Source organism: Tenacibaculum gallaicum, from assembly GCF_003387615.1.
Classification (GTDB): domain Bacteria; phylum Bacteroidota; class Bacteroidia; order Flavobacteriales; family Flavobacteriaceae; genus Polaribacter; species Polaribacter gallaicus.
Window position 1 is genome coordinate 29120 of record NZ_QUNS01000010.1, and the last position, 25503, is coordinate 54622.

Here is a 25503-nt window from a genome sequence, read left to right on the forward strand (position 1 = left end):
CCTTACGATACAGATTTTTCATCTATTGCAACACTAGGACTCATTGTTGAAGACATAAAAATACTCTTAATATAAGTTCCTTTTGCCGCAGTTGGCTTTAATTTAATAAGTGTTTGCAATAACTCGTTTGCGTTTTCTTCAATCTTTTTAGCATCAAAAGATACTTTTCCAATTGCTGCATGCACAATACCAGTTTTATCAACTTTAAAGTCAATCTTACCAGCTTTTACTTCTGTTACTGCTTTTGCAACGTCCATTGTTACCGTACCTGTTTTTGGGTTTGGCATTAAACCTCTTGGTCCTAAAATACGACCTAAAGGACCTAATTTACCCATAACGCTTGGCATAGTAATAATAACGTCTACATCAGTCCATCCTCCTTTAATCTTTTGAAGGTACTCATCTAATCCTACGTAATCAGCACCTGCTTCTTTAGCTTCTGCTTCTTTATCTGGAGTAACTAATGCTAAAACTTTTACATCTTTACCAGTTCCGTGAGGTAATGTTACAACTCCACGAACCATTTGATTAGCTTTACGAGGATCTACTCCTAAACGTACTGCTAAGTCAACAGACGCATCAAATTTTACGTTTGTAATCTCTTTAACTAATGCTGATGCATCTTGTAAGCTATAAACTTTAGAGCTATCTACTTTAGCACGAGCTTCTTTTTGCTTTCTAGTAATTGCCATTTCTAAATATCTTTTAAAGTTTAAGCAGGTGCATCACCTGTTACTGTTAATCCCATAGAACGAGCTGTTCCAGCAATCATTCGCATTGCAGACTCAACTTCAAAGGCATTCATATCTACCATTTTGTCTTCTGCAATTCCACGAATTTGATCCCAAGAAACGCTTGCTACTTTTTTCCTATTAGGCTCTCCTGAACCTTTCTTAATTTTGGCCGCTTCTAATAATTGTACTGCGGCTGGTGGTGTTTTTACGACAAATTCAAATGATTTGTCTGTATAAACTGTAATAACAACTGGTAATACTTTACCTTGTTTGTCCTGTGTACGAGCATTAAACTGCTTACAGAACTCCATGATGTTAACACCGGCAGCACCTAAAGCGGGTCCAACTGGTGGCGACGGATTCGCTGCACCTCCCCTAACTTGTAGTTTAACTAATTTACTTACTTCTTTTGCCATTGTTTAAGATTTAACGATGTGTTTAAATTGGAAGCTTAAACTCATCAAAATATAGGTGTAACAATTATATTTTCTCTACTTGCATATAGTTTAGTTCTAATGGAGTTTTTCTTCCGAAAATTTTGACCATTACTTCTAACTTACGCTTTTCTTCATTTACCTTTTCGACAGTTCCGTCGAATCCATTGAAAGGACCATCAATTACTTTTACAGTTTCTCCAACTGTATAAGGAATTGCGATATTTTCATCTTTAACAGAAAGTTCATCAACTTTACCTAACATTCTGTTTACTTCTGATTTACGCATTGGCACAGGGTCTCCTCCTTTTGTTTCGCCTAAAAAACCAATAACACCTGTTACTGATTTAATTACGTGAGGAACCTCTCCTGCTAAATTAGCTTCAACCATTACATAACCAGGGAAGTAAACTCTTTCTCTGTTTATTTTCTTTCCATTTCTTACTTGAATAACTTTTTCTGTAGGAACAATTACTTGATTTACAAAATCAGACAATCCATGTCGAGCAATCTCGGTCTCAATATAAGTTTTCACCTTATTTTCTTGACCTCCAATAGCTCTAACCACATACCACTTCATCACCGAATCAGCCATCATTAAAACATTTTAAAGAAGTTATCTAACCCGGTTTGAAAAACCTTATCTATCCCTGCTACAGCTAAAGCAAATACAATTGTAAATGCTGCAACTACTACAGTAGACTTCTGAGCTTCTTCACGAGAAATCCAAGTCATATTGGTATTTAATTCTTCAAAAGAATCTTTAATGTATTGTACAAAGTTACTCATATTTTATCCTTTTAACGAGTTGCGGTTTTCACCACAACTCGTTTTAGTTTTTGCACGGGTTGAGAGGCTCGAACTCCCGACACCTGGTTTTGGAGACCAGTGCTCTACCAACTGAGCTAAACCCGTATTTTAAAGGAGTCTCTCTTTTAAAAAGAGACTCCTTATACTTTATTATTAAACTATAATTAGTCTAAGATTTCAGTTACCTGACCAGCTCCTACTGTTCTACCTCCTTCACGGATAGCGAACTGTAAACCTGTGTTTAATGCGATAGGTTGGATTAAGTCAACTGTAATAGTTAAGTTATCACCTGGCATTACCATTTCAACACCTTCAGGTAAGTTAATGTTACCAGTTACGTCAGTTGTACGTACGTAGAACTGCGGACGGTAGTTATTATGAAATGGAGTATGACGTCCACCTTCTTCTTTCTTTAAGATATACACCTCAGCTTTAAACTTAGCGTGTGGAGTAATTGAACCTGGCTTACAGATTACCATTCCTCTCTTAATCATAGACTTTTCAATACCTCTTAATAAGATACCTGCGTTATCTCCAGCCTCACCTCTATCTAAGATTTGACGGAACATTTCGATACCAGTTACAGTAGAAGTTAATTTTTCATCTCCCATACCGATAATCTCTACAGGATCTCCAGTATTAACAATACCAGTTTCGATACGTCCAGTTGCTACTGTACCACGACCAGTAATAGAGAATACATCCTCGATAGGCATTAAGAAATCTTTATCAGTATCTCTTGGTGGCTCTTCGATCCAAGCATCTACAGCTTCCATTAATTCTAAAACTGTATCAACCCACTTTTGCTCTCCGTTTAATGCACCTAAAGCAGAACCAGAAATTACAGGACCATTATCTCCATCATACTCATAGAAAGATAATAAATCTCTTACTTCCATTTCTACTAACTCTAATAACTCCTCGTCATCAACCATATCAACTTTGTTTAAGAAAACAACGATACGTGGAATACCTACCTGACGACCTAATAAGATGTGCTCACGAGTTTGTGGCATTGGACCATCTGTAGCAGCTACTACTAAGATAGCACCGTCCATTTGTGCAGCACCAGTTACCATGTTCTTTACGTAATCCGCGTGACCTGGACAGTCAACGTGTGCATAGTGACGGTTAGCTGTTGCATATTCTACGTGAGAAGAGTTAATTGTAATACCTCTCTCTTTTTCTTCTGGAGCGTTATCGATTTGATCAAAAGCTCTCTGCTCAGAAAATCCAGCATCTGCTAATACTTTAGTAATTGCAGCAGTTAAAGTAGTTTTACCGTGATCTACGTGACCAATAGTACCTACGTTTAAGTGCGGTTTCGAACGATCATAAGTTCCTTTTGCCATGATTATTAATTTTAATTCTTAGTTAAATATATTTAGTGTTATTTTTAAACTCTTGTCTAATAAACTCTAAAATAGAGCCAACAACGGGATTTGAACCCGTGACCTCATCCCTACCAAGGATGCGCTCTACCAACTGAGCTATGTCGGCAACGAATTTAGAGCGGGAGACCAGGTTCGAACTGGCGACATTCAGCTTGGAAGGCTGACGCTCTACCAACTGAGCTACTCCCGCAATAAAATTTCATTAAGATAGTGGGGAGAGCAGGATTCGAACCTGCGAAGTCGTAAGACAACGGAGTTACAGTCCGTCCCATTTGGCCGCTCTGGAATCTCCCCTAAACCTTAAATAGTATTTTAATGAACTTTTATTCTTTTAGAGCCGATGGAGGGACTCGAACCCACGACCTGCTGATTACAAATCAGCTGCTCTAGCCAGCTGAGCTACATCGGCTTTTGCTATAAAAAAACAATCCGCTATTTCTAACGGACTGCAAATGTAAAAAGTAATTTTTAATTTTTAAAACTTTTTTAATTATTTTTTATCGTTTTTATGACACTAAGGCGTCCTTTGGTTTTTCTTTTGATTTTTCTTTTGATTTTTGCAACTGTCGTTTTAAAGATTCAACCGACACACTAATACCTTCTTCAAAGGTTTTATTTTGTTTCTTCACAATTAATTCACTCCCTGGAATATTAATTTTTACTTCAGTAATTTTATTTTCCTTCTCGCTCGTTTTTTGCACTTTTAAAAACACCTCTGCATCAACGATCTTATCATGAAACTTTTCTAACCCCCCTATTTTTTTCTCAATGAAATCTATTAGTTTTTGGTCTGCTGAGAAATTTACTGATTGTGTGAATACCTTCATAATTCTTCGATCTTTTAAGTTGGCTCTCTAGGATGAGCCTTGTTATACACTTTTTTTATTTGCTCCAAGCTATTGTGCGTATATACTTGGGTGGAGGCTAAACTTGAATGTCCTAGCAATTCTTTAACCGAATTTAACGACGCACCATTATTAAGTAAATGTGTAGCAAAAGCATGCCTTAATATATGAGGGCTTTTTTTAGCTTTTGTAGACACCCTACTAAAGTACAAATTTATTATCCGGTAAACAAGAGTTTCATAAATTTTAACTCCTTTTTTAGTTACAAAAAGCACCTCCATATTTACCGTCTTTAACTCTTTCTTTTTACTTAAATATTCTTCTAGAGTTTTATAAACTAACGGTAAGACTGTTACATACCTTTCTTTATTTCTCTTTCCTAAGACTTTTATTGTTTTACTTGTATAATCTATATCTTTTTCTTTAATATTTATTAACTCAATCCTTCTCATTCCTGTTGAATACAACATTTCTATAATCAACCGATCTCTCACCGATTCAAAATCAGTACCTTCTTTTATTAATTCTAAAACTTCTTTTACCTCATCTTGATCAAAAGGTGTTTGTATTTTCTTCTGATATTTTAAAGCTTTATGATTTGACAATGGATTCATTGCCACTTCTCCTATTTTTTGTAAAAACTTATAAAAGGTCTTTAAAGAGCTTACTTTTCTGTTTACACTTCTATTTGACACATCATTATTCACTAAGCTAACAATCCATGTTCGAATTTGATTGTAATGAATATTTTCTAAATCCTCCTGATCAAACTCGACCTCACAAAAATCTTTAAACGTAATTAAATCTGTTTTGTACGCTTGAATTGTATTTTTTGAATATTTTTTTTCAAATTCTAAATACTCCAAGAAAGCCTCTATTAGCATTATTTATCTTATTTATTAATTGAAGGTACAAAAAAAACCTGTATTGATATCAATACAGGTTTTTTATACATTTTAAGGATAACTACTATCCTACTTCTTCTTGAGTTCTTAATCCCTGAACGTAAGATGCTTTAATCATTTGAGCACGTTTTGCTACAGATGGCTTTGTAAACTGCTTTCTGTTACGTAATTGTTGCATCGTTTTAGTGTTGCTGAATTTACGTTTATAACGTTTTAACGCTCTATCGATATTCTCTCCTTCTTTAACTGGAATGATTAACATATTTTTGCACCTCCTTTCATTGTAGTCTCTATATATTAAAAACTGATAACACACAGTATATCAGTTAATTATATCTTTTTATTTGATTTTTGACCGCAAATATACAAAGTATTCTTTAATATCAAATTATTTTTACCTCTTTTTAGATTTAAAAATGCTCTAAATAAAAAAATCCTGCAATTGCAGGATTTTAACTTTTATCTTAGATAACAACCTATGTTGCTGGCTTGTACTCTTTTTTATCTATTATCATTTTTGCGATAATCTCTTTAAGAATTTCAGAGGTACCTCCTCCAATTGGTCCTAATCGACTATCACGTAATAAACGTGCCATTGGATATTCTTCCATATAACCATAACCTCCTAACAACTGTAAAGCTTCATAGATAACCTCATCTGCCATTTTAGTAGATAATAACTTACTCATACTTGCTTCTTTTACTACATAAATACCATCATTTAAACGTTTTGCTATAGAGTAGTTATATTCTCTACACATATCTACTCTACTAGCCATTTCCGCTACTTTATGTCGTAAGGCTTGAAATTTATCTAATGTTTTCCCGAAAGCTTCACGCTCACTCATGTATTGCACAACATAATCAACTGCATAGTCTGCACGAGCATGAGCATTAATCCCCATTATTAAACGTTCTAAAGCGAAATGCTGCATAATATAAGGAAAACCTTTCCCTTCATCTCCCATTAAATTTTCAGCAGGTATTACCACATTATCAAAAGCAATTTCTGCAGTATCAGAAGCTCTCCACCCTAACTTATCTAATTTAGTTGAAGAAATTCCTGGAGTATCTCTATCAATAATAAAAATACTCATTCCCTTATGTTTGTCTTCTGGGTCTGTTTTAGCTGCAACGACTAAGTAATCAGAGTACACTCCATTCGTTATAAATGTTTTTGATCCATTAATCACATAAGTATCTCCTTTTTTTATTGCTGTTGTACGCATTCCTGCAACATCACTTCCCCCAAAAGGTTCTGTAATACATAAACACCCTATTTTATCTCCTTCGATACTTGGTGTTAAATATTCTTTTTTAATTCGATCGTCTCCTTCTTTATTTACATGTGTCATTGCTAAATAAGCATGTGCCCACATATTAGCTGCAAAACCTCCTGAATTTATTTTTTGTAACTCTTCTAAAAAGATAACAGTATAAAAAAGGTCTAAACCTAATCCTCCATATTCTTCTGGTTGATTTAAACCAAAGTATCCCATTTCACCGAATTTCTTCCAGATAAAACGCTCTACCGTGCCTTCTTTCTCCCATTTATTTATATGAGGAACGACCTCTTTTTGTAAAAAATCTTTAAAACTCTGACGAAAGGCTTCGTGCTCTTCGGTAAAGTACATACTATTCATAGTGGCTTGTTTATTAAATTTTGTTGCTTGTTTATTTTGCCTCCAAATATAAGATTATTCTCTCGTATTTATTTAGTGGAAAATCTTTAATGTTTCTTAATTCTGATATATCTTGGAGTTCTGCTACTTCATCTCGGTATTCAAAAATATTTTTACATAGCTGATAATCGATATATGGGTTTTTCAATACTTCTTTAAATTTCGCCGTATTTACATTTACTTTTTTAATTGTTGGTTTTTCTACTATAGCGAAAGTTTGTAGAACTCTATTTGCTGTTTCTTTATCTAAACCCCATACTTCATATAATTGCTCAGGAAGTAAATACCCTTGTAACTTACCTCTATATTTTACGATTCGAGAAGACAACACTTCTCCTATTCCACTTACAAATTCAAAGTCTTTTTGAGTAGCCTTGTTTATATCCGAGGTACTCAGAGTTGGTTTTAGGTATGTTGATTTTTTATTTTCAGCTTTATAATCACTTTTCAACCTTGCTTCTAATAACGTTTTAGTTTTTCTTTTATTTCTAGCGTTTACCCAATCTGGAAATTTAAAATATGGAGCTACCTTATCTAATAAGCTATCAGACACTTTTGTTACTTGTTTAAAATCTTTAACAGAATTGATCCACTTGTTTTGTTTTCTGTAATTATGTAATCTATCAATTTCTTCAAGTGACATTCCTAGTTGATAACCTTTAAAATCAGTTATATAATTTGGGTTGAATGGATACAGCTTTGGTTTTCTTTTATCCAGTTCTATTCTTTTTAAACTATCAATTTTATTCTGAAAAGCTATCAACTCCTTCTTATTTATATCCTGTGTTTCTTCCGAAGAAAAATCGACATAAACATATATTAATTGTAAAGTAATTATTATAAACAGTAAAAAGAAAACCCCATTTCGTTGGTGTTTATTATACCAGAAATGGGGTTTAAATATTTTCATTCGTTTTATTTCTTATTCTTCTACTGCTTCTTTCTTAAGGTTAATAGCATCTATATATCTTTTCAGCTGTTTTTTAACTACAGGCATTAACAAATATAAACCTACCATGTTAGGGAACACCATTGCAAAAATCATTGCGTCAGAGAAATCCCATATAGACTTCATACTAGCCGCAGCTCCGATCACCACAAAAGTTAAAAATAAAAATTTATATGTTAAATCGGCTTTTTTACCTCTACCGAATAAAAACTTCCAAGATTGTAATCCGTAATAAGACCAAGAAATCATTGTAGACACAGCAAATAGCACTACTGCTACAGTTAAAAACAAATTTGAGTAAGGAATGTAAGCTGCAAATGCTTTAGAAGTAATTCCTGCCCCTTCGTAAGAAACTCCGTCAATAAGTACAGAACCAGCACCGTCACCACCATATTGAAAAATTGTAGCTCCTGACGCATCTCCTCCAAAATTAAAAATAATAATAACTAAAGCCGTCATTGTACATATTAATACAGTATCAATAAATGGCTCTAACAATGCTACTAAACCTTCAGAAGCTGAATATTTTGTTTTTACTGCTGAGTGCGCTATTGAAGCTGAACCTGCTCCTGCTTCGTTTGAGAAAGCTGCTCTTTTAAAACCTACCAATAAAACACCTATAACACCACCTACACCAATTGCTGTTGGATTAAAAGCTTCTGTTACAATTAAAGATATAGCATCGTCTATTAAAGAAAAGTTAACTCCTAAAATATATAAACAAGCTAATAAATATAACACTGCCATAAAAGGAACTACTTTTTCAGTTACGGAAGCAATTCTTTTGATACCTCCTATAATTATAACACCTACTAAAATGGCTAATACTATACCTATGATAGCTCCTGCTGCTGTACTCTCTAAACCTAACAACTCCTTAATCACTATTGTTGCTTGGTTAGACTGAGCAGCATTACCTCCACCAAAAGAACCTCCAATACAGAAAACAGCAAATGCTCCTGCTGCAATTTTACCTAGAGTCGCAAAACCTTTTTCTTTTAATCCTTTTGATAAATAATACATAGGTCCTCCGTAGACTGTTCCATCTTCACCCACATCACGATAATGCACTCCTAATGTACATTCAACAAATTTTGTAGACATCCCTAGTAAACCACAGATTATCATCCAAAATGTTGCTCCTGGGCCACCTAGAGCAATTGCCAACGCCACTCCTGCAATATTACCATTCCCTACTGTACCAGAAACTGCTGTTGCCAACGCCTGAAAGTGTGAAACTTCTCCTTCATGGCTTTCATCTCTAATAGTATCTTTAATATCTCCATCAATTTCTAAATCACTATGTAAGCTTTCTATATTTTCTATATGCTCTTCAATATCATCAATCTCATTCATATCTACTCCTTGAGCTATCCCATCTTCTCCATATAGCAATTGAGCTCCATGCTTTTCAATATCTTCATATTTTCCTCTTACAACATTAATCGCAGTAAAGAAATGGCGGATATTAGGAAATCCAAAATAGAGCGTAAAAAAAGCGGCGCTAGCCACTAACAAAATCAATACAAAAGGGGTTTCAAATACCTGAAAGAAAATTACACTACTAAAAAAATCAGAAATAGGTTTAAAAGCTTCGTCTATTTGTTGATCTAAACCTTTTTCCTGTGCAAATGTTAACATCGGCGTTATTGAAAACAGCAATGCAAGTAGTTTTTTGTTCATAATATGTATTTGATTTTTGAATTAGTAGCCCGCAATATCATAAAAAAATGTACTTACAACAAGTTTTCGTTGTTAAATATAGTTTTTACGTTAGTTTTTCTTTAAATTTTTGTAAATCTTCTTGAAATGATTTCGGAGCTAACCCTAAATATTGCTCAGTTTTTGCTAAATCAAACCCTGTTATCGCTGGGCGTTTAGCTCTTTGATTTAGTTCTTTAGTAGAAATTGGTTTTATCAAGCTTTTATCTAGCATAAAAACTTCTGCTATTTGTTGTGCTATTTCATAAATACTCAACATTTTTTTTGAGGAAATATTAAAAACTCCCAATGCTTTTTTATCTATTGACAATTTACATGCCAGTGCCAAATCTTCAACATAAGTTGGCATACGAAACTGATCATCTACTATCGTAATTTCTTTCCTATCTTCCAACATTTTCTTCACCCACAATACTATATTGCTACGTGACATATTGTATACTTTTCCATACACTAATATGGTACGTAAAATAGTATAATCTATCTTAGACTTGATTAAGGTTTCTTCTGATCTCAACTTAGAGAGTCCATAATAACTTAACGGATTTGGTTTATCAGTCTCTTTGTATGGACCATCCTTTCCATCAAAAATAAAATCAGTTGAAATATGGATTAAATGTGCATTATTTTCTTCAGAATAGTTTTTAAGATATTGAACTACACCTATATTTAGTTTATCACAAGCTTCTTTATTTATTTCACATTCATCAACATTAGTCATTGCTGCTGTATTTACAATAACATCTGGTTTATATTCAGACAGTTTTCTGTAGAGCAAAGCTTCGCCTGTAATATCAATTGAAACATAATCGAAGTCGTTTCTTCCACTTCTGTTCTTTCCTCTAGAAAAACCTATTACCTGATAATCTTCTTTTAATAAAAGGTTTACTAAAGTTTGCCCAAGTAAACCATTACTACCAGTTATTACAACTTTCTTCATTAAAAAATCCTTCTTAGTGTTTCTATTTGTTCAGGTCGACCTAATACAATTAAATTCCCTCCTGCTTCTAACTTCACAGAAGCCTCTGGGTTGATGATGTAATCTTTACCTGGAGTGCGATAGCCTATTACTGTACATCCTGTTTTTTTTCGTAAGTCCAAATCTAAAATTGTTCTATCAAGGTATTTTTCAGGCAGACCATTAATAGCAACTTCTTCTAAATTCGCAGTCGTTTCTCCTTCAATAGTCAATCTATCAACAAATTCAATAACATCTGGGGTAACCACTAAAGACGCCATGTGTGAACCTCCTAATTTATCAGGCATTATCACATTATCTGCTCCAGCTATTTTTAGTTTACTATACGAAGTTTCTTTTGATGCTCTACTAATTACTTTACAGTTTTTATTCAACTGTTTTGCCGTTAATACTACAAACAAATTATCAGCATCAGAAGGTAAAGCGGTTATTAAATTTTTAGCTTTCATAATACCAGCTCTTAATAAAGTTTCATCGAGCGTTGCATCGCCTTGAATAGTTAACACTCCTTTCTCATCTAATTGCCTGACTATTTCATCGAACTTTTCAACTATGACAACTTGCTTTTTGTAATTCTTTAATTTTGAAATAGCTTGTTTACCGTTTCTTCCATAACCACACACGATAGTATGCCCTTTTAATTGTTCTATTTTTTTTTGCACTTTTTTTACTTTTAGTTGATGGAAAAATTGTCCACTAATTAAATACTCTGAAAATGAAGAAACCGCATAACCAAAAATAAACAAGCTGGATATTATTAATCCGATGGTAAACAATTTTTCTCCTGTCCCAAATGGATGCACTTCTCCGAAACCAATAGTACTAATAGTTATAATTGTCATATATAAAGCATCTATTAGAGAATAGCCAAAAAACACTATATAACCTAACACTCCTACTGAAACAATCAATACAGAATAAGTTATAGCTTTATATAATCTTGACTTAAATATGGTGTTTATCATAAATCAAAAACAGAAGTTCTTTTAGTATAAATCATATCTTTTAACCTCAGTAGAAAGGCCATAGTTAAGTACAGCCCAAAAGACAAACCAACTGTTACAAATGATATGTATATAAAAAACAAACGTACATTAGTCGCTCGCATACCTAAACGGTCTGCAAACCTAGAAGACACATTAAAACCATGTCGTTCAAAAAAATGTCGTACGGAATGGATAAATTTCATTACACTATTTTTTTCAAGATATAAAAATTCTCGTTTAAAATTAAATCTTTTTCTAACTTCACCTCATTATTATATTTTTTTGAAAGACTAAAGTAGTCTTGATGATTTGCCAATATATAGTTTTTGCTTCCGCTATAAAAACCATCTTCAATCGTCTGCCAATCCGATGCTTCGGTTTTCACCATTTCTTTATTACAAAAGTCAAGTAACTTTTTAAAACCCTCAGATTTTTTTAAGCCTTTTTGAAAAGAAGCACTACCTATATAATCTCCTTTTTCTTGGATTCTTGAAAAAAACTCAAAAAGTTTCTCAGTATCCTTTCTCGATAAAAAAAACAGTACTCCTTCTATTAAAACAAATGAGGTTTTATTTTTTTTAATCGACTTGATCGTTTTTAACAATGTTTCTGCATAATCCTTACTAAAGTCAACCCCAAGAAAATGAATTGTTCTTTCAGGTAGCTTACTCATCTTTATAAACTCTTGTATCTTGCTTTGTTTATAATTGATTATCTCCTCTTTATCAATTTCTATATTAATTATATTTTCATCTAATAAAAAAGGATACATACTAAAACCACACCCGAAATTAATAACTACACCAGGCTTTAACCTTTCAATCTCCTCTAAAAAGAATCGATTTCTTAAACAATGTGCCGAAACTTCTTCTACACAAACTTGATTAAGATACTTTTCCACTAAGGCATCTGTCCGAGAGTTATTCCAAAGTTGCGCATAAACATCCTTACTCAAGACTTTATTCAAAGACCTGAATGTTGATGTAACAAATGCTGTTTCGTGTATTTCTATACCTAGACTACTCATTAACACGCAAGATACTATTTTCAGTTTATTTGTTAACAATCCCTACTTCAAAATAAATTTGGTTTTGGTAACTTTGCTGTTTTTGGTAAAATCCTCACTTTGAAAGAACAAGAATACATAGAAGTTTACGGAGCCCGTGCTCACAATTTAAAAAATATTGATGTTAAAATCCCTCGTGAAAAACTCGTTGTGATTACTGGTTTGAGTGGAAGTGGAAAGTCTTCGTTAGCATTTGACACAATTTACGCTGAAGGACAACGTCGCTATATTGAAACATTTTCTGCCTACGCACGTCAGTTTTTAGGTGGATTAGAGCGTCCTGATGTTGATAAAATTGATGGACTTTCGCCTGTAATTTCTATTGAACAAAAAACAACGAATAAAAGCCCACGTTCCACTGTAGGAACTATTACCGAAATCTACGACTTTCTCCGTTTGTTATTTTCTCGCGCGGCTGATGCTTACTCATACAATACAGGTGAAAAAATGGTAAGCTATTCCGACGAACAAATCAAAAACTTAATTTTAAAAGATTTTAACGGGAAACGTATTGCTATTCTTGCCCCTATAATCAAATCGAGGAAAGGACACTACCGTGAATTGTTCGAACAAATTTCTAAACAAGGATTTGTTCGCGTTCGTGTAGACGGCAAAATTCGTGAAATTGAAAAAGGCATGAAACTCGACCGTTATAAAACTCACGATATTGAAGTGGTTATAGATCGTTTAGTTGTGAATGACGCTGCTGAAAAACGCTTAGAAGAAACTATTAAAACCGCTTTGTATACTGGTGATAATATTTTAATGGTTATTGATGTTGATGATGAAAAACCTCGTTATTTCAGTCGTGAATTGATGTGTCCAACTTCAGGAATCGCTTATCCAAATCCTGAACCAAACACCTTTTCATTTAACTCACCAAAAGGTGCATGTTCTCACTGTAACGGATTAGGAATTACTAATGAAATTAATAATCAAAAAGTTATTCCAGACGATAGTATTTCAATTAAAAATGGAGGAATTGTTCCTTTAGGAGAGCAAAAAAATAGTTGGATTTTTAAACAACTACAAACTATTGCTGAACGTTATAGTTTCAAATTAACTGATTCAATAAGAAGTATTCCTAAAGAAGCCATGGAGATTATTCTTCACGGCGGAAAAGAAAAATTTGAAATACAATCCAAAACTGCTGGAGTTACTAGAAATTATGAAATTGATTTTGAAGGAATTATTGCCTTTATTGAAAATCAATATAAAAATTCAGAAAGCACTTCTATCAAACGCTGGGCTAAAGGTTTTATGGATGAAGTTTCCTGCTCAGTTTGTGACGGAAAACGGTTAAAAAAAGAAGCTCTTCATTTTAAAATCACTGATAAAAACATTAGTGACTTAGCTCAAATGGATGTTTTGGAGTTAGCTATCTGGTTTCAAGAAGTCGATACAAAATTATCAGAAAAACAATTAACTATTGCTACTGAAATTTTAAAAGAGATCCGTACTCGTATTCAGTTCTTACTGGATGTTGGATTAGATTACCTCACATTAGACCGTACTTCTAAATCACTATCTGGTGGTGAAGCTCAACGTATTCGTTTAGCAACACAAATAGGTTCACAACTTGTAGGTGTTTTATATATTTTAGATGAGCCAAGTATTGGCTTACATCAGCGTGATAATCAAAAATTAATTGACTCTTTAATTAAACTTCGTGATGTTGGTAATTCTGTTTTAGTTGTTGAGCACGACGAAGATATGATCAAAAACGCCGATTTTGTTTTAGATATCGGTCCAGGCGCAGGTCGTCATGGTGGAGAAATTGTTAGCGAGGGTAATTTTGATGATTTAAAAAGTCACAATACACTTACTGCTGATTATTTATCTAGAAGAAAAGAAATTGAAGTTCCCCAAAAACGCCGTGTAGGAAATGGAAAAACAATTTCTTTAAAAGGAGCTTCAGGGAATAATTTAAAAAATGTTTCCGTTGAATTTCCTTTAGGGAAAATGATTTGCGTTACAGGAGTTTCTGGTAGTGGAAAATCTACTTTAATTAACGAAACCCTCTACCCTATTTTAAACGCGCATATTTATCGTGGAGTAAAAAAGCCGATGCCTTATAAAAAAATTGAGGGCTTAGAGCATGTTGATAAAGTTATTGATATTGATCAGTCTCCTATTGGCAGAACTCCACGCTCCAATCCTGCTACTTACACTGGAGTGTTTAGTGAAATACGTAGTTTATTTGCAAAAACTCCAGAAGCATCGATTCGAGGTTACAAACCTGGTCGTTTTAGCTTTAATGTAAAAGGAGGACGTTGTGAAACCTGCCAAGGCGGTGGTGTTCGTGTTATTGAAATGAATTTTTTACCCGATGTTCATGTAGAATGTGAAACCTGCCAAGGAAAACGTTTTAACCGAGAAACATTAGAGATTCGTTATAAAGGAAAGTCTATTTCAGACATTTTAGAAATGACGATTAACGAAGCTACAGCCTTTTTTGAACATATTCCTAAAATATATAGAAAATTAAAAACAATTAAAGATGTTGGTTTAGGGTATATCACTCTTGGTCAACAATCCACTACACTATCAGGTGGTGAAGCGCAACGTATTAAATTAGCGTCCGAATTATCAAAAAGAGACACTGGTAATACGTTTTATATTCTTGATGAACCAACTACAGGATTGCATTTTGAAGACATTCGTGTTTTAATGGATGTTTTAAATAAATTAGCTGATAAAGGAAATACTGTATTAATTATTGAGCATAACTTGGATGTTATTAAACTTGCCGATTATATTATTGATATTGGTATGGAAGGTGGTAAAAAAGGTGGTAAATTACTAACTTCTGGAACTCCTGAAGAAGTTTCTAAACACAAAAAAAGCTACACAGCGAAATTCCTAAAAAAAGAGTTAAAAAAGTAAGATTACAATATTTCTCACACACATACAACTTATTTTTTATATATTTTTTTTGATTTTAAATTAATTTATATAAATTTATGAGCTGGTTTTTTGAAAAAAGAATCAATTAAATAGTATTCCCCCCGAAATTATTTAAACATGAGAAAAGAAAAACAATCTGCTTTATTAGCAGATAATTGCCCACTTATTTGCGAAACGTACAAGAACATAATATCTAAAATAGCTAGGCTAAATCCTAATTTTAACTTTAACACGGACATTACCTACAATTGTAATGGAGCTTATGATATTATAAAAAAGACAATTGAAAAAGAAACTTCTCTCAACTTTGTTGTTTTAGACTTAAAACTTTCTCCTGCTAAGAGTAGAAAAATATTATCTGGGGAAGATCTAGGACTTTTAATAAGAAAGTTACTTCCAAACACAAAGCTGATTGTTTCAACTGATTGTAATGACAATTACAGAATCCACAATATTTTTAAAAGCTTAAACCCTGAAGGTTTTCTTGTTAAAAGTGATTTAACTTCAAAAGAGTTAAAAAACGCTATAAAAAATGTAACAAACAACATTCCTTATTATAGCAAAACTGTCTTAAGCCTTTTAAGAAAAGAAGTTTCCAACAACTTTTCCATTGATTCGATAGATCGACAAATTCTATACGAACTTTCATTAGGCTCTAAAATGAAAGATATGCCTAATTTTATACCTCTTTCTGCAGCTAGCATTGAAAAACGTAAACGACATTTAAAAAAAGTTTTCAATGTTAAAGCTAAAGGAGACAGAGAGTTAATATTAATAGCCAAAGAAAAGGGCTTCATTTAAAAAAACAACAATTACGGTTTTCCCTTACTTTTTTTATGGTTTTTTATATGAAAAAATAATTATCAAAATATAGCTTTGGGAAAACAGAAAATAGCTATCCTTAAAACCTTTTTACTTTTGAAAGACACATTAATTAATTTAGTACAAAATTTACTTAAGAAAAATAGTATTTCTTTTGACAAAGAAGAATTGGATTTTCAAATTCAGAGTCACCCTTCTTACCCTAGTTTGCATGCAATTACTGGAGTGTTAGATCATTTTAATATTGAAAATGTAGCAGCTGACGTTCCTGTTAATTCAGAAACACTTTTGCAACTCCCTCAATGTTTTATCGCGCAAATTAATGGCGACCATGGTCAAGATTTAATTGTAGCAGAAAGAAAAAAAATGGATTACATAATTTATGATTCTGAAAACGAGAAAACAAAGTTATCAGAAAATGAATTTCTAAATAAGTTTACTGGAATTATTGTAGCTGTTGAAAAAACAGAAGATTATCAAACAGCCAAAAACAACTCTAAACTAGTAAAAACTATCGGTTTTTCTCTTCTTAGTGTTTTTGCGTTATTTTTTGTTTTTAATAATTCAACTTCATGGTATAATACTTTTTATTTTCTGTTATCAATAACAGGGGTTGTTATTAGTATTGCCATTATAAAACAAGAGCTTGGATTAAAAACCTCTATAGGTGATGCTTTTTGTTCTGGAGCTGATGACAAAAAAGATTGTGATGCTGTATTAACCTCTAAAGGTGCTGAAATTTTAAAAGGATATAAATTAAGTGACTTTAGTATGCTTTATTTTATGGGATTATCTCTTTTAACTTTTGCTCAAATTTCTAATCCTGTAATTTCATATACTATTAGTTTACTTGCTATACCTATTACGTTATATTCTTTATATTATCAGTATGCAATAGTAAAAAAATGGTGCCTTTTATGTTTAAGTATAGTTGGAGTACTTTGGCTACAAGCATTAGCTCCAGTATTGACAAATAATTACATTAACACCTTTATACTTACTGACTTTGTTACTTTAGGCTTAGTTGCTTCTTTTACGTGGTTAGCTTGGAATTATATTAAACCTCTGTTCACTGAAGTTCAGGAGCTTAAAAAAGAAAAGATAGCTAGTGTAAAGTTTAAAAGAAACTACGCTCTATTTGATAGCTTATTGCAAAAGTCACCTCAACTTAACACTCAGTTAACTGACAGTAAAGAAATTATTTTTGGAAACCACAACTCTAACCTTGAACTAACAATAGTTACAAATCCTTTTTGCGGACACTGTAAACCGGTTCATACTCATGTTGATGAAATTCTTAGAAGGTATCATAACAATGTAAAAATTAAAGTACGCTTTAATGTGAATGTAGAAGATAAAGATAGTGATGTTGTTAAAATTACTAGTAGACTTCTAGAGGTTTATAATACCAAAGGAGAAAAAGAATGTCTCCTAGCTATGGATGCTATTTATGAGGGACAAAAACCTACTGCTTGGTTAAAAAAATGGGGAGAGTGTTCCTACAAAGAAGTTTACACTTCAGAGCTTGAAAAAGAAAAAGATTGGTGTACAGAAAATGCTATCAACTTTACGCCAGAAATATTAATTAACGGAAAATCATTTCCTAAAGAATACAATAGAACAGATTTAATCTTATTTATTGAGGATTTAGAAGAAAATTTAGAAACTTCTAATGTTTCATTGAAAACAGCATAAAGACAAAGCCCCAAAAAGGGGCTTTGCGTTTTGAACAAAATTCTCTCGCGAAGAATAGACACATTGGTGAGTGTCTTTAAATGTTCGCCGCAAAAGTAACCTTAATATTTTAATTATGAAAAAACAAATTCTAAATTTAGGTAAAGCTTTAAAAAAAGCGGAACAAGCTCAAATTAACGGAGGTAAAGTACAATGTATTACTCCCTGGAGTAATGGAGAATGTACTGAATATGGTTTACAATGTGCTGAACCAAAGTGTAGATTAACTTTATTTCCTTAATAGTAGATAATTATTATGAGAAAATCAATTTTAAACTTAGGTAAAGTTTTAAATAAGGCGGAACAAAAGCAGGTTAATGGAGGAGCTGCTAGGTTTTGTCAATGTGATCGTGAATGTGGTAGCGGACATCACTGCTGTAGCTATAGATGTTATGCTATTGATGCCTCTAACTACCCAACAGGAAATTGTCCTCCCCTTTTATGTCCTATAGATATAGAATAACTATTTATAAAAAAGGACACTTATTCAGTTGGTATCTGAAAAAAAAGATTATAAATAAAATAAATGTCTTATTTAAGACTATTAACTAAACAATAATAATTCAATTATGAAAAAATCAATTTCAAACTTAGGTAAAGTTTTACATAAAGCGGAACAAATCCATATTAATGGAGGTAGAAAACAATGTGATAAAAACAGAGACGGTGTATGTGAAGACCACGGGAGACACTGTGCAGAATTTTATTGTAGTTTTATTCTATAACAAAAAAAATCATGAAAAAATCAATTTTAAGCTTAGGTAAACCCCTTAATAAAAGAGAACAAAAGTTAATTAATGGTGGTGGGGCTGTCGGGTTTTGTGACATGAATGGTAACTGCCCTTCTGGTCAGTTTTGTGAAGGAATATATTGTTACACTAATGATACTGGTGGAGGCGGAGGTGGAAATAACAACAACTGTACTCATCCTTGGGAATTTTGTCCTGATGGAAGTATCAGTTGTACAGGATGTTAAACTAAAAAACAAAAACATGAAAAAATCAATTTTAAATCTAGGAAAAACTTTAAATAAAACAGAACAAACTCAGATTAGCGGAGGTAGTGAAATCGTAGGTTTATGTGATTTTAGAGGAAACTGCCCTAGAGGAAGCTATTGTGCTGATGGTTATGTTTGTCTAAGAGGTTAACACATATAAGTAGGGTATTGCTAGCAATACTCTACTATTAAAAAATAAACATCAAATATAAACACTCATAAAACCTAAATATAATGAAAAAGCAAATTCTAAACCTAGGAAGGGTTTTAAACAGGCCGGACCAAAAAAAAATTAGTGGAGGGCAACCGTTACCAAACCCTGATTGTAAGTGTTTTTGTTATAGCAATTCAATAAGGCACACAACCAACTGTCAATCATTATGTCCAGATGGAGACATACCAGGTGTTTATGAAGGGACTCCGGCTTCTTGTTTTAGAGACTTTCCTTTATAATAATGGTTTTCCAAAAAAATTACGTACATCAAAATTTTATATAATGAAAAAAATAATTTTAAACTTAGGTAAACCTTTAAACAAAACAGAACAGAAGCTAGTTAATGGAGGAAAAGAAATTCCTGGTGGATGTAGAACAGATAAAGGATATTATTGGCATCCATTAGAAAGATGTTGTTGGACAGATCAATATAATTGCTGTTACGGAACCCCTGAATGCCCTGCTCCTTATCTATAACCTTAAAATAACTATTTTATGAAAAAATCAATTTCAAACTTAGGTGAAATTTTAAATAAAGATGAACTAAAATCAATTAACGGTTCAGTTATTATTGCCTGCTATACTCATTCTGAGTGTCCACGCAATATGGGGTGCTGTAAAAAACCCCCTTATATTGGACTTTGTATGGAAGGAGAAGATTATAGAAGAATCTGTAATAATTAATAAACAAAACAGGTAAAAGGGCAGTATCCCTCTTACCTGTTTCATATCTAAGCTTAACTTGAAAAAATTCCCAAACTACAAACAAACTGAAGCAAAAGATTGCGGACCAACTTGTATAAAAATCATAGCTAAGCACTATGGTAAAACTATTAACACACAACAACTAAGAAGTCTTAGTGAAACCACTCGAGAAGGTAGTAGTCTACTCGGTTTAAGCGAAGCTGTAGAGTCTATAGGTTTTAAATCTTTAGGTATAAAATTAGCTTTCAGTAAACTTAAAGAAGCTCCTTTTCCTTGTATTGTTCATTGGAACAAAAACCATTATGTGGTTCTTTATAAAATAAAAAAGGATACAGTTTATATTTCTGATCCTGCTCATGGACTCATTACTTTTACCAAAGAGGAGTTTATTCAACACTGGATTGGAAACAACGCTGATGAAAACACAGAAGAGGGAATCGCTCTACTAGTCGAGCCAACTCCTAAGTTTTATCAGGAAGACTTTGAAGAAGACGAAAAGTTTGGCTTTTCATTTATCTTCAAATATTTATATAAATATAAAAAGTTTATTATTCAATTAATTATAGGACTTTTAGCAGGAAGTTTACTACAATTAATATTACCATTCTTAACTCAAAGTGTAGTTGATGTAGGTATTAAAAATCAGGATTTAAACTTTGTATATCTAATTTTATTTGCTCAATTATTTTTATTCGTAGGAAAAGCTTCCTTAGAAATTATTCGAAGTTGGATTTTACTTCACCTAAGTACTCGCATTAACATATCTTTAATTTCTGACTTTTTCATCAAGTTAATGAAATTACCTATCTCCTATTTTGATGTGAGAATGACAGGTGATTTACTACAAAGAATTAACGATCATAAACGTATCGAGCGAATCTTAACCACATCGTCTTTAACTGTTTTATTCTCTTTTTTCAATCTGATTATTTTTAGTTTAGTATTAGGGTATTACAGTATACAAATATTTGGAGTCTTTGTATTAGGAAGTGTTCTGTATTTTGGATGGGTATTGTTTTTCTTTAAAAAACGAAAGGAATTAGATTACAAACGTTTTTCGCAAGTAAGCCAGGAACAAAGTAAAGTTATTGAACTTATTAACGGAATGCAAGAAATTAAGCTCCACAATGCTGAAAGACGCATGCGTTGGAATTGGGAATATGTACAAGCTCGTTTATTTAAAGTAGCTACCAAAAGTCTTGCTTTAGAACAAACACAAAGCGTAGGTTCAAATTTCATTAATGAACTTAAAAACATGTTTATCACCATTCTATCTGCAAAGCTAGTTATTGATGGTCAAATCACTCTGGGGATGATGATGGCAATTAGCTATATAGTTGGTCAATTAAACGGGCCAATTACACAACTAATTAATTTTATGAGAGATATACAAGATGCACAAATCTCTATAGATAGACTAGGTGAAATACACAACATGGAAGATGAAGAAAAACCTAGTGATGAAAAAGTAACTACAATCCCAGATAACGCATCTATAAGACTAAGTAATATTTCATTCAGATACACTGGTGGTTTAGAACCTGTTTTAAAAGATTTATCCCTTGAAATTCCTGCAAATAAAACAACGGCAATAGTAGGCGTTAGTGGAAGTGGTAAAACTACTTTAATGAAGTTATTACTCGGGTTCTACCAGGTTGATCAAGGTGATATTATGATTGACAACTTCAACTTAAAAAATGTTTCACAAAAAGAGTGGCGAAGAAACTGTGGGGTTGTGATGCAAGAAGGGTATATTTTTAATGATTCTATAGCTAAAAACATAGCCGTAGGAGAAGATTATGTTGATAAAGAAAAATTAGCTCACGCAATTGATGTAGCCAATATTGGAGATTATATAGAAGGCTTACCTTTAGGGTATAACACGAAAATTGGTAGTGAAGGAAACGGGTTAAGTACAGGTCAAAAACAACGATTATTAATTGCCAGATCTGTTTACAAAAACCCGAAGTTCTTATTCTTTGACGAAGCGACTAGTGCTTTAGATGCTAATAATGAAAAGGTAATTATGGGTAAGCTTAATGAATTTTTTGCAGACAAAACAGCAGTTGTTATAGCACACCGGTTAAGTACTGTAAAAAATGCACATCAAATAGTTGTACTTGAAAAAGGAAAAATTATAGAAAAAGGAAGTCATGAAGAACTAATCAACCTAAAAGGAAGTTATTATCATCTAGTTAAAAACCAACTAGACTTAGGTAAATAAAATATTCTCTCGCGAAGAATAGACACAAACCTTGAGTGTCTTTAAACGATTCAAGGATTTTATCAAATTAAAATTATTTTAAAATGAAAAAATCAATTTTAAACTTAGGAAAAGCGTTAAAAAAAGCTGATCAAAAATTAATTAATGGAGGGTTAGGCTCATGTTGTAATACCATAACATATGAAGATGGATACCAATACAGATCTTGTGGAAAAACTAAAAAACAAGCTTTAGAAGTTTTGGGAGATAGTTATGATAACTTAGGAGGTAGTGGACCAGCTACAGTTACACATTGGTGCTGTAGTAGTTGTTAATTTAAACTAACCCAAACGGATATCATTTCCGTTTGGGTATAACTTGTAATTTTATCACAACATGAAAATATATATAGTTCTTTTGTTTCTGTTTTTATTAACTTCTTGCCAAGATCTACCGAAGAAAAAAAAACATGTAAAAAAAGGTTTGGTTACTTTGATTATAAAAAACAATAATCAAGTTAAAACCAATATTGGTTCTGGCATAAATAAAGACTTTGATAGAGTAAATATTAATACAAATAAAATTACAGATACCATAACACTTGAAACTAATAGCTATTTAAAATTGTATATAAAAAACAATAACTTTTTTAATAGTGTGTTATGTAAAAAAACAGACACCCTATTAATAAACATAAAGAAAACATCTACAAGTTTATTTTTTATTAATAGAGAATTAAAGAGATATGACAGTATACCTCTTAACAACCTATACAAAACCAACCTAAAACATATAATATTAAAACACAATAAACTTTTTAAAAAATTTATTCAGGTTAATAAATCTTCCAATAAGTTTATCCCTAAAAAAAACATCATCAAGTCTAACCGAAATAGCTTCAGAGAATTAGACTCTTTAGAGTATAATAAACTTAGAATTAAAAAAAAGGTTCTAAACAAACTGTATAAGAACAACCTTATAAGTAATATTAATCATGTTTATCATACATCTCAGGTAGATTTCAACTATTTTAGGTCACTTATTAGAAGCTATAAATTTAGTCTAGATAATTTCTATTTAAAAAAAATCATGAACTTGTATTTTAATAGCGAGTTAATATTTAACGACCCCTTTATTTCATATGGTTATATGAACATTTTCATTACTGATATTGTTCTGATTGAGGATAATTCTAAAATAAACATTGACTATCAAAAGGCTTATAAACTTTTACCATCTTTATTAAAAGGTGAAAATTTAAAACTCTTTAGGGAGTTTTGCTTACACCAAATTGCCAAATCGGATAACAATTTAGCAAATTATTATTTTAACAAATATAAAGATTCATATAATGATACTTTGTTTATCAAAGTATATGCTAATAAATATTTAATAAATGAAAAAAGAAAAGCTTTAGCCTCTAACAAAGTAGAGTTAGTCGATTCAGATTCAAAAAACATAACTTTAGATGAAGTAATAAAAAATTACAAAGACAAAACTATTTATATTGATTTTTGGGCTAGTTGGTGTACCCCTTGTAGAAATGAAATGTCTAAGTCAAAAACATTAATCAATGAATTTAAAAATGTTGTATTCATTTACATATCTATCGATTCTGATAAAAATGAATGGATGAATGCTTCTGAAGAAGAAAAAATTGAGAAAAACAACAATTTTCTTGCAATCAACTACCCATCTTCCTCATTTTATAAGAAACTCGAATTACAAACTATTCCAAGGTATTTAATTTATTCTAAAGGAAAATTAGTAAATGAAAATGCACCAAGACCTAGTTCTGAAAAAACAAAAAAACTATTAAACTTTTATTTAAATTAAATTCTTCTCTCGCGAAGAATAGATACAAACCTTGAGTGTCTTTAAACTGTTCAAGGATTTTATCAAATTTTAAATTATGAAAAAATCAATTTCTAACTTAGGTAAAACTTTAAACAAAGTTGAACAACAACAAGTACAAGGAGGTATAGTATTGAATCGTTGTCTTTCTGGTACCTGCTATTCAAATAACTGGGTCTCAAGTGACACTCATGAAGACGCCGTATGTGCCGTATTATTTGGTTACGGAGAATACTGTAGAGGTACAATAAATAATGGTAAATGTTGTATCAATTAAAATTTATAAACATTATGAAAAAATCAATTTTAAACTTAGGAAAAAAACTAAACAAAACTGAACAAAAACTAGTTAATGGAGGAAAAGTAATTGGCTTCCCTTGCTCAAGCAACTTTTTTTGCACCTTAGATTGTCAAGAAGGTGATGCTTGCGCTGTGCCGAATGGTATGGGAGGAGCTAATAGAGGTATTATAAAAAATGGACAATGTTGTCCTGCTTAATCTTTTAAATAAATAATTATGAAAAAATCAATATTAAACTTAGGTAAAAACTTAAGTAAAGTAGAACAAAAATTAATCAACGGAGGAGATGAATCATGCCCTCCAATTAACTGTTACTACGGAGACACCCCTCCAACAATGGGGGCTAGTCATTGCGGAACTTGTCAAGATTACCACAACCTTTTACCAATATGTCAAAGTAGAGTTTTAATCAGTTATGAATGCTTTCCTAGATAAAAAGTTCTAAAACTAGCATCATAAAAATATTTCGCGAAGAATAGACACAAACCTTGAGTGTCTTTAAAATGTTCAAGGGTTTTTATCAAATTTTAATTAATTTAAAATGAAAAAATCAATTTTAAATCTAGGTAAAGCTTTAAACAAAACCGAACAACAACAGGTCGTTGGAAGTAACGATGAATATGGTGTATGTAAAGAAAAGTACGGTTTCTTTTGCGGAGTAGAAAATCACATTTGTTGCAATTATATGTGTGTCCTACCAACCCATGCTGCCTGTAACTTATAAAAATTAATTATGAAAAAATCAATATCAAAATTCGGAAAAACTCTTAAAAAAAGTGAACAACAGCTTATTAATGGAGGAAAAGTAATTGGCTTCCCCTGCTCAAGTAACTTTTTATGTACCTTAGATTGTCAAGAAGATGATGCTTGCGCTGTGCCGAATGGTATGGGAGGAGCTAATAGAGGTATTATAAAAAATGGACAATGTTGTCCTGCTTAATCTTTTAAATAAATAATTATGAAAAAATCAATATTAAACTTAGGTAAAAACTTAAGTAAAGTAGAACAAAAATTAATCAACGGAGGAGATGAATCATGCCCTCCAATTAACTGTTACTATGGAGATACCCCTCCAACAATGGGAGCTAGTCATTGCGGAACTTGTCAAGATTATCACAACCTTTCACCAATATGTCAAAGTAGAGTTTTAATCAGTCATGAATGCTTTCCTAGATAAAAAGTTCTAAAACTAGCATCATAAAAATATTTCGCGAAGAATAGACACAAACCTTGAGTGTCTTTAAAATGTTCAAGGGTTTTA

35 protein-coding genes and 5 tRNA genes are annotated in these 25503 nt (G+C 32.1%); 20 read left to right on the forward strand and 20 right to left on the reverse strand.

Translation table 11 applies throughout. The features are described 5' to 3' along the window. Positions 1-2: 2 nt before the first annotated feature. The 20 genes from rplA to C7448_RS14285 form a co-directional block, all read right to left on the reverse strand. Positions 3-692 (reverse strand): 50S ribosomal protein L1, encoded by a 690-nt coding sequence (gene rplA, locus C7448_RS14190; protein ID WP_115902080.1) that lies wholly within the window; start codon positions 690-692, stop codon positions 3-5. A 20-nt stretch (positions 693-712) separates the two neighbouring features. Next, complete coding sequence (rplK, locus tag C7448_RS14195) at positions 713-1150, reverse strand: 50S ribosomal protein L11 (RefSeq protein WP_047790105.1); 438 nt, start codon at positions 1148-1150, stop codon at positions 713-715. 64 nt (positions 1151-1214) lie between these two features. Then, the gene (nusG, locus tag C7448_RS14200) at positions 1215-1763 is read right to left on the reverse strand and encodes a transcription termination/antitermination protein NusG (protein WP_099214163.1); all 549 of its coding nucleotides are present in this window, start codon (positions 1761-1763) and stop codon (positions 1215-1217) included. 2 nt (positions 1764-1765) lie between these two features. Then, entirely contained in the window at positions 1766-1957 is a 192-nt protein-coding gene (gene secE / locus C7448_RS14205; protein ID WP_047790104.1) for a preprotein translocase subunit SecE, read from the reverse strand. Positions 1958-2010: 53 nt separating this feature from the next. Then, positions 2011-2083: transfer RNA gene (locus C7448_RS14210), tRNA-Trp, on the reverse strand. A gap of 59 nt (positions 2084-2142) precedes the next feature. Beyond that, on the reverse strand, positions 2143-3330 hold the full coding sequence (gene tuf, locus C7448_RS14215; protein WP_115902081.1) for an elongation factor Tu: 1188 nt from the start codon (positions 3328-3330) through the stop codon (positions 2143-2145). 75 nt (positions 3331-3405) lie between these two features. Next, positions 3406-3478: transfer RNA gene (locus C7448_RS14220), tRNA-Thr, on the reverse strand. 11 nt (positions 3479-3489) lie between these two features. Further along, positions 3490-3562: transfer RNA gene (locus C7448_RS14225), tRNA-Gly, on the reverse strand. Positions 3563-3583: 21 nt separating this feature from the next. Beyond that, a tRNA-Tyr gene (locus C7448_RS14230) sits at positions 3584-3666 on the reverse strand. A 41-nt stretch (positions 3667-3707) separates the two neighbouring features. Continuing rightward, positions 3708-3781: transfer RNA gene (locus C7448_RS14235), tRNA-Thr, on the reverse strand. Between the two features lie 97 nt (positions 3782-3878). Further along, positions 3879-4199: a ribosome hibernation-promoting factor, HPF/YfiA family gene (hpf, locus tag C7448_RS14240; RefSeq protein WP_115902082.1), complete on the reverse strand. Its 321-nt coding sequence runs from the start codon at positions 4197-4199 to the stop codon at positions 3879-3881. Between the two features lie 14 nt (positions 4200-4213). Next, a complete protein-coding gene (locus C7448_RS14245) occupies positions 4214-5101 on the reverse strand; it encodes a tyrosine-type recombinase/integrase (RefSeq protein WP_115902083.1) in 888 nt (295 codons plus the stop codon). A gap of 85 nt (positions 5102-5186) precedes the next feature. After that, a complete protein-coding gene (gene rpsU, locus C7448_RS14250; protein WP_115902084.1) occupies positions 5187-5384 on the reverse strand; it encodes a 30S ribosomal protein S21 in 198 nt (65 codons plus the stop codon). Positions 5385-5598: 214 nt separating this feature from the next. Beyond that, complete coding sequence (locus tag C7448_RS14255; RefSeq protein WP_115902085.1) at positions 5599-6765, reverse strand: acyl-CoA dehydrogenase family protein; 1167 nt, start codon at positions 6763-6765, stop codon at positions 5599-5601. Positions 6766-6796: 31 nt separating this feature from the next. Next, entirely contained in the window at positions 6797-7714 is a 918-nt protein-coding gene (locus C7448_RS14260) for a helix-hairpin-helix domain-containing protein (RefSeq protein WP_115902086.1), read from the reverse strand. Between the two features lie 12 nt (positions 7715-7726). Beyond that, positions 7727-9436 (reverse strand): alanine/glycine:cation symporter family protein, encoded by a 1710-nt coding sequence (locus C7448_RS14265; RefSeq protein WP_115902087.1) that lies wholly within the window; start codon positions 9434-9436, stop codon positions 7727-7729. A gap of 85 nt (positions 9437-9521) precedes the next feature. Beyond that, a complete protein-coding gene (locus tag C7448_RS14270; RefSeq protein WP_115902088.1) occupies positions 9522-10415 on the reverse strand; it encodes an SDR family oxidoreductase in 894 nt (297 codons plus the stop codon). After that, positions 10415-11419, reverse strand: a complete 1005-nt coding sequence (locus C7448_RS14275; protein ID WP_115902089.1) for a potassium channel family protein — start codon at positions 11417-11419, stop codon at positions 10415-10417. The genes C7448_RS14270 and C7448_RS14275 overlap by 1 nt, the downstream gene beginning before the upstream one ends. Then, positions 11416-11643: a PspC family transcriptional regulator gene (locus C7448_RS14280; protein WP_099214064.1), complete on the reverse strand. Its 228-nt coding sequence runs from the start codon at positions 11641-11643 to the stop codon at positions 11416-11418. Before C7448_RS14280 ends, C7448_RS14275 begins: the two co-directional genes overlap by 4 nt. Further along, on the reverse strand, positions 11643-12467 hold the full coding sequence (locus C7448_RS14285) for a class I SAM-dependent methyltransferase (protein ID WP_115902090.1): 825 nt from the start codon (positions 12465-12467) through the stop codon (positions 11643-11645). The genes C7448_RS14280 and C7448_RS14285 overlap by 1 nt, the downstream gene beginning before the upstream one ends. A 99-nt stretch (positions 12468-12566) precedes the next feature. On the opposite strand from C7448_RS14285, the gene uvrA reads away from it, so the two are divergent. From uvrA to C7448_RS14370, 20 genes are all read left to right on the forward strand, one after another. Next, complete coding sequence (gene uvrA, locus C7448_RS14290; RefSeq protein ID WP_115902091.1) at positions 12567-15392, forward strand: excinuclease ABC subunit UvrA; 2826 nt, start codon at positions 12567-12569, stop codon at positions 15390-15392. Between the two features lie 138 nt (positions 15393-15530). Further along, positions 15531-16214 (forward strand): response regulator transcription factor, encoded by a 684-nt coding sequence (locus tag C7448_RS14295; protein WP_115902092.1) that lies wholly within the window; start codon positions 15531-15533, stop codon positions 16212-16214. Positions 16215-16331: 117 nt separating this feature from the next. Next, positions 16332-17930 (forward strand): vitamin K epoxide reductase family protein, encoded by a 1599-nt coding sequence (locus C7448_RS14300; RefSeq protein ID WP_147300546.1) that lies wholly within the window; start codon positions 16332-16334, stop codon positions 17928-17930. A gap of 115 nt (positions 17931-18045) precedes the next feature. Further along, the gene (locus C7448_RS15885) at positions 18046-18210 is read left to right on the forward strand and encodes a hypothetical protein (protein WP_170137047.1); all 165 of its coding nucleotides are present in this window, start codon (positions 18046-18048) and stop codon (positions 18208-18210) included. A gap of 15 nt (positions 18211-18225) precedes the next feature. Next, entirely contained in the window at positions 18226-18432 is a 207-nt protein-coding gene (locus C7448_RS14305; RefSeq protein WP_115902094.1) for a hypothetical protein, read from the forward strand. A gap of 106 nt (positions 18433-18538) precedes the next feature. Next, complete coding sequence (locus C7448_RS15890) at positions 18539-18694, forward strand: hypothetical protein (RefSeq protein WP_170137048.1); 156 nt, start codon at positions 18539-18541, stop codon at positions 18692-18694. Positions 18695-18705: 11 nt separating this feature from the next. Then, positions 18706-18945, forward strand: coding sequence for a hypothetical protein (locus C7448_RS14310; RefSeq protein WP_115902095.1), 240 nt, complete (start codon positions 18706-18708; stop codon positions 18943-18945). A gap of 16 nt (positions 18946-18961) precedes the next feature. Beyond that, the gene (locus tag C7448_RS15895; RefSeq protein ID WP_170137049.1) at positions 18962-19117 is read left to right on the forward strand and encodes a hypothetical protein; all 156 of its coding nucleotides are present in this window, start codon (positions 18962-18964) and stop codon (positions 19115-19117) included. An 83-nt stretch (positions 19118-19200) separates the two neighbouring features. After that, positions 19201-19419 (forward strand): hypothetical protein, encoded by a 219-nt coding sequence (locus tag C7448_RS15740; protein ID WP_147300547.1) that lies wholly within the window; start codon positions 19201-19203, stop codon positions 19417-19419. Between the two features lie 43 nt (positions 19420-19462). Then, a complete protein-coding gene (locus C7448_RS14320) occupies positions 19463-19657 on the forward strand; it encodes a hypothetical protein (RefSeq protein WP_115902097.1) in 195 nt (64 codons plus the stop codon). A gap of 18 nt (positions 19658-19675) precedes the next feature. Continuing rightward, positions 19676-19864 (forward strand): hypothetical protein, encoded by a 189-nt coding sequence (locus tag C7448_RS14325; protein WP_115902098.1) that lies wholly within the window; start codon positions 19676-19678, stop codon positions 19862-19864. A gap of 58 nt (positions 19865-19922) precedes the next feature. Continuing rightward, positions 19923-22109, forward strand: coding sequence for a peptidase domain-containing ABC transporter (locus C7448_RS14330; RefSeq protein ID WP_115902099.1), 2187 nt, complete (start codon positions 19923-19925; stop codon positions 22107-22109). 83 nt (positions 22110-22192) lie between these two features. Further along, positions 22193-22423 carry a hypothetical protein gene (locus C7448_RS14335; RefSeq protein WP_115902100.1) on the forward strand — a complete coding sequence of 77 codons (231 nt, stop codon included), beginning with the start codon at positions 22193-22195 and terminating at the stop codon, positions 22421-22423. A gap of 754 nt (positions 22424-23177) precedes the next feature. Continuing rightward, positions 23178-23924 (forward strand): TlpA family protein disulfide reductase, encoded by a 747-nt coding sequence (locus tag C7448_RS15900; RefSeq protein WP_170137050.1) that lies wholly within the window; start codon positions 23178-23180, stop codon positions 23922-23924. Between the two features lie 76 nt (positions 23925-24000). Continuing rightward, positions 24001-24219, forward strand: coding sequence for a hypothetical protein (locus tag C7448_RS14345; RefSeq protein ID WP_115902102.1), 219 nt, complete (start codon positions 24001-24003; stop codon positions 24217-24219). 14 nt (positions 24220-24233) lie between these two features. Next, positions 24234-24440 carry a hypothetical protein gene (locus C7448_RS14350; RefSeq protein WP_115902103.1) on the forward strand — a complete coding sequence of 69 codons (207 nt, stop codon included), beginning with the start codon at positions 24234-24236 and terminating at the stop codon, positions 24438-24440. Positions 24441-24458: 18 nt separating this feature from the next. Then, complete coding sequence (locus tag C7448_RS14355) at positions 24459-24677, forward strand: hypothetical protein (protein WP_115902104.1); 219 nt, start codon at positions 24459-24461, stop codon at positions 24675-24677. A gap of 106 nt (positions 24678-24783) precedes the next feature. After that, complete coding sequence (locus C7448_RS14360; protein WP_115902105.1) at positions 24784-24966, forward strand: hypothetical protein; 183 nt, start codon at positions 24784-24786, stop codon at positions 24964-24966. Positions 24967-24975: 9 nt separating this feature from the next. Further along, the gene (locus C7448_RS14365) at positions 24976-25182 is read left to right on the forward strand and encodes a hypothetical protein (RefSeq protein WP_115902106.1); all 207 of its coding nucleotides are present in this window, start codon (positions 24976-24978) and stop codon (positions 25180-25182) included. Positions 25183-25200: 18 nt separating this feature from the next. Further along, a complete protein-coding gene (locus C7448_RS14370) occupies positions 25201-25419 on the forward strand; it encodes a hypothetical protein (RefSeq protein WP_115902107.1) in 219 nt (72 codons plus the stop codon). The last annotated feature ends 84 nt before the right edge of the window (positions 25420-25503 follow it).

Coding starts and splice junctions, on each gene's coding strand:
- rplA (WP_115902080.1), bottom strand. CDS start 692: ATGGCAATTACTAGAAAGCAAAAAGAAGCTCGTGCTAAAGTAGATAGC.
- rplK (WP_047790105.1), bottom strand. CDS start 1,150: ATGGCAAAAGAAGTAAGTAAATTAGTTAAACTACAAGTTAGGGGAGGT.
- nusG (WP_099214163.1), bottom strand. CDS start 1,763: ATGGCTGATTCGGTGATGAAGTGGTATGTGGTTAGAGCTATTGGAGGT.
- secE (WP_047790104.1), bottom strand. CDS start 1,957: ATGAGTAACTTTGTACAATACATTAAAGATTCTTTTGAAGAATTAAAT.
- tuf (WP_115902081.1), bottom strand. CDS start 3,330: ATGGCAAAAGGAACTTATGATCGTTCGAAACCGCACTTAAACGTAGGT.
- hpf (WP_115902082.1), bottom strand. CDS start 4,199: ATGAAGGTATTCACACAATCAGTAAATTTCTCAGCAGACCAAAAACTA.
- C7448_RS14245 (WP_115902083.1), bottom strand. CDS start 5,101: ATGCTAATAGAGGCTTTCTTGGAGTATTTAGAATTTGAAAAAAAATAT.
- rpsU (WP_115902084.1), bottom strand. CDS start 5,384: ATGTTAATCATTCCAGTTAAAGAAGGAGAGAATATCGATAGAGCGTTA.
- C7448_RS14255 (WP_115902085.1), bottom strand. CDS start 6,765: ATGAATAGTATGTACTTTACCGAAGAGCACGAAGCCTTTCGTCAGAGT.
- C7448_RS14260 (WP_115902086.1), bottom strand. CDS start 7,714: ATGAAAATATTTAAACCCCATTTCTGGTATAATAAACACCAACGAAAT.
- C7448_RS14265 (WP_115902087.1), bottom strand. CDS start 9,436: ATGAACAAAAAACTACTTGCATTGCTGTTTTCAATAACGCCGATGTTA.
- C7448_RS14270 (WP_115902088.1), bottom strand. CDS start 10,415: ATGAAGAAAGTTGTAATAACTGGTAGTAATGGTTTACTTGGGCAAACT.
- C7448_RS14275 (WP_115902089.1), bottom strand. CDS start 11,419: ATGATAAACACCATATTTAAGTCAAGATTATATAAAGCTATAACTTAT.
- C7448_RS14280 (WP_099214064.1), bottom strand. CDS start 11,643: ATGAAATTTATCCATTCCGTACGACATTTTTTTGAACGACATGGTTTT.
- C7448_RS14285 (WP_115902090.1), bottom strand. CDS start 12,467: ATGAGTAGTCTAGGTATAGAAATACACGAAACAGCATTTGTTACATCA.
- C7448_RS14295 (WP_115902092.1), top strand. CDS start 15,531: ATGAGAAAAGAAAAACAATCTGCTTTATTAGCAGATAATTGCCCACTT.
- C7448_RS15885 (WP_170137047.1), top strand. CDS start 18,046: ATGAAAAAACAAATTCTAAATTTAGGTAAAGCTTTAAAAAAAGCGGAA.
- C7448_RS14305 (WP_115902094.1), top strand. CDS start 18,226: ATGAGAAAATCAATTTTAAACTTAGGTAAAGTTTTAAATAAGGCGGAA.
- C7448_RS15890 (WP_170137048.1), top strand. CDS start 18,539: ATGAAAAAATCAATTTCAAACTTAGGTAAAGTTTTACATAAAGCGGAA.
- C7448_RS14310 (WP_115902095.1), top strand. CDS start 18,706: ATGAAAAAATCAATTTTAAGCTTAGGTAAACCCCTTAATAAAAGAGAA.
- C7448_RS15895 (WP_170137049.1), top strand. CDS start 18,962: ATGAAAAAATCAATTTTAAATCTAGGAAAAACTTTAAATAAAACAGAA.
- C7448_RS15740 (WP_147300547.1), top strand. CDS start 19,201: ATGAAAAAGCAAATTCTAAACCTAGGAAGGGTTTTAAACAGGCCGGAC.
- C7448_RS14320 (WP_115902097.1), top strand. CDS start 19,463: ATGAAAAAAATAATTTTAAACTTAGGTAAACCTTTAAACAAAACAGAA.
- C7448_RS14325 (WP_115902098.1), top strand. CDS start 19,676: ATGAAAAAATCAATTTCAAACTTAGGTGAAATTTTAAATAAAGATGAA.
- C7448_RS14335 (WP_115902100.1), top strand. CDS start 22,193: ATGAAAAAATCAATTTTAAACTTAGGAAAAGCGTTAAAAAAAGCTGAT.
- C7448_RS15900 (WP_170137050.1), top strand. CDS start 23,178: ATGAACTTGTATTTTAATAGCGAGTTAATATTTAACGACCCCTTTATT.
- C7448_RS14345 (WP_115902102.1), top strand. CDS start 24,001: ATGAAAAAATCAATTTCTAACTTAGGTAAAACTTTAAACAAAGTTGAA.
- C7448_RS14350 (WP_115902103.1), top strand. CDS start 24,234: ATGAAAAAATCAATTTTAAACTTAGGAAAAAAACTAAACAAAACTGAA.
- C7448_RS14355 (WP_115902104.1), top strand. CDS start 24,459: ATGAAAAAATCAATATTAAACTTAGGTAAAAACTTAAGTAAAGTAGAA.
- C7448_RS14360 (WP_115902105.1), top strand. CDS start 24,784: ATGAAAAAATCAATTTTAAATCTAGGTAAAGCTTTAAACAAAACCGAA.
- C7448_RS14365 (WP_115902106.1), top strand. CDS start 24,976: ATGAAAAAATCAATATCAAAATTCGGAAAAACTCTTAAAAAAAGTGAA.
- C7448_RS14370 (WP_115902107.1), top strand. CDS start 25,201: ATGAAAAAATCAATATTAAACTTAGGTAAAAACTTAAGTAAAGTAGAA.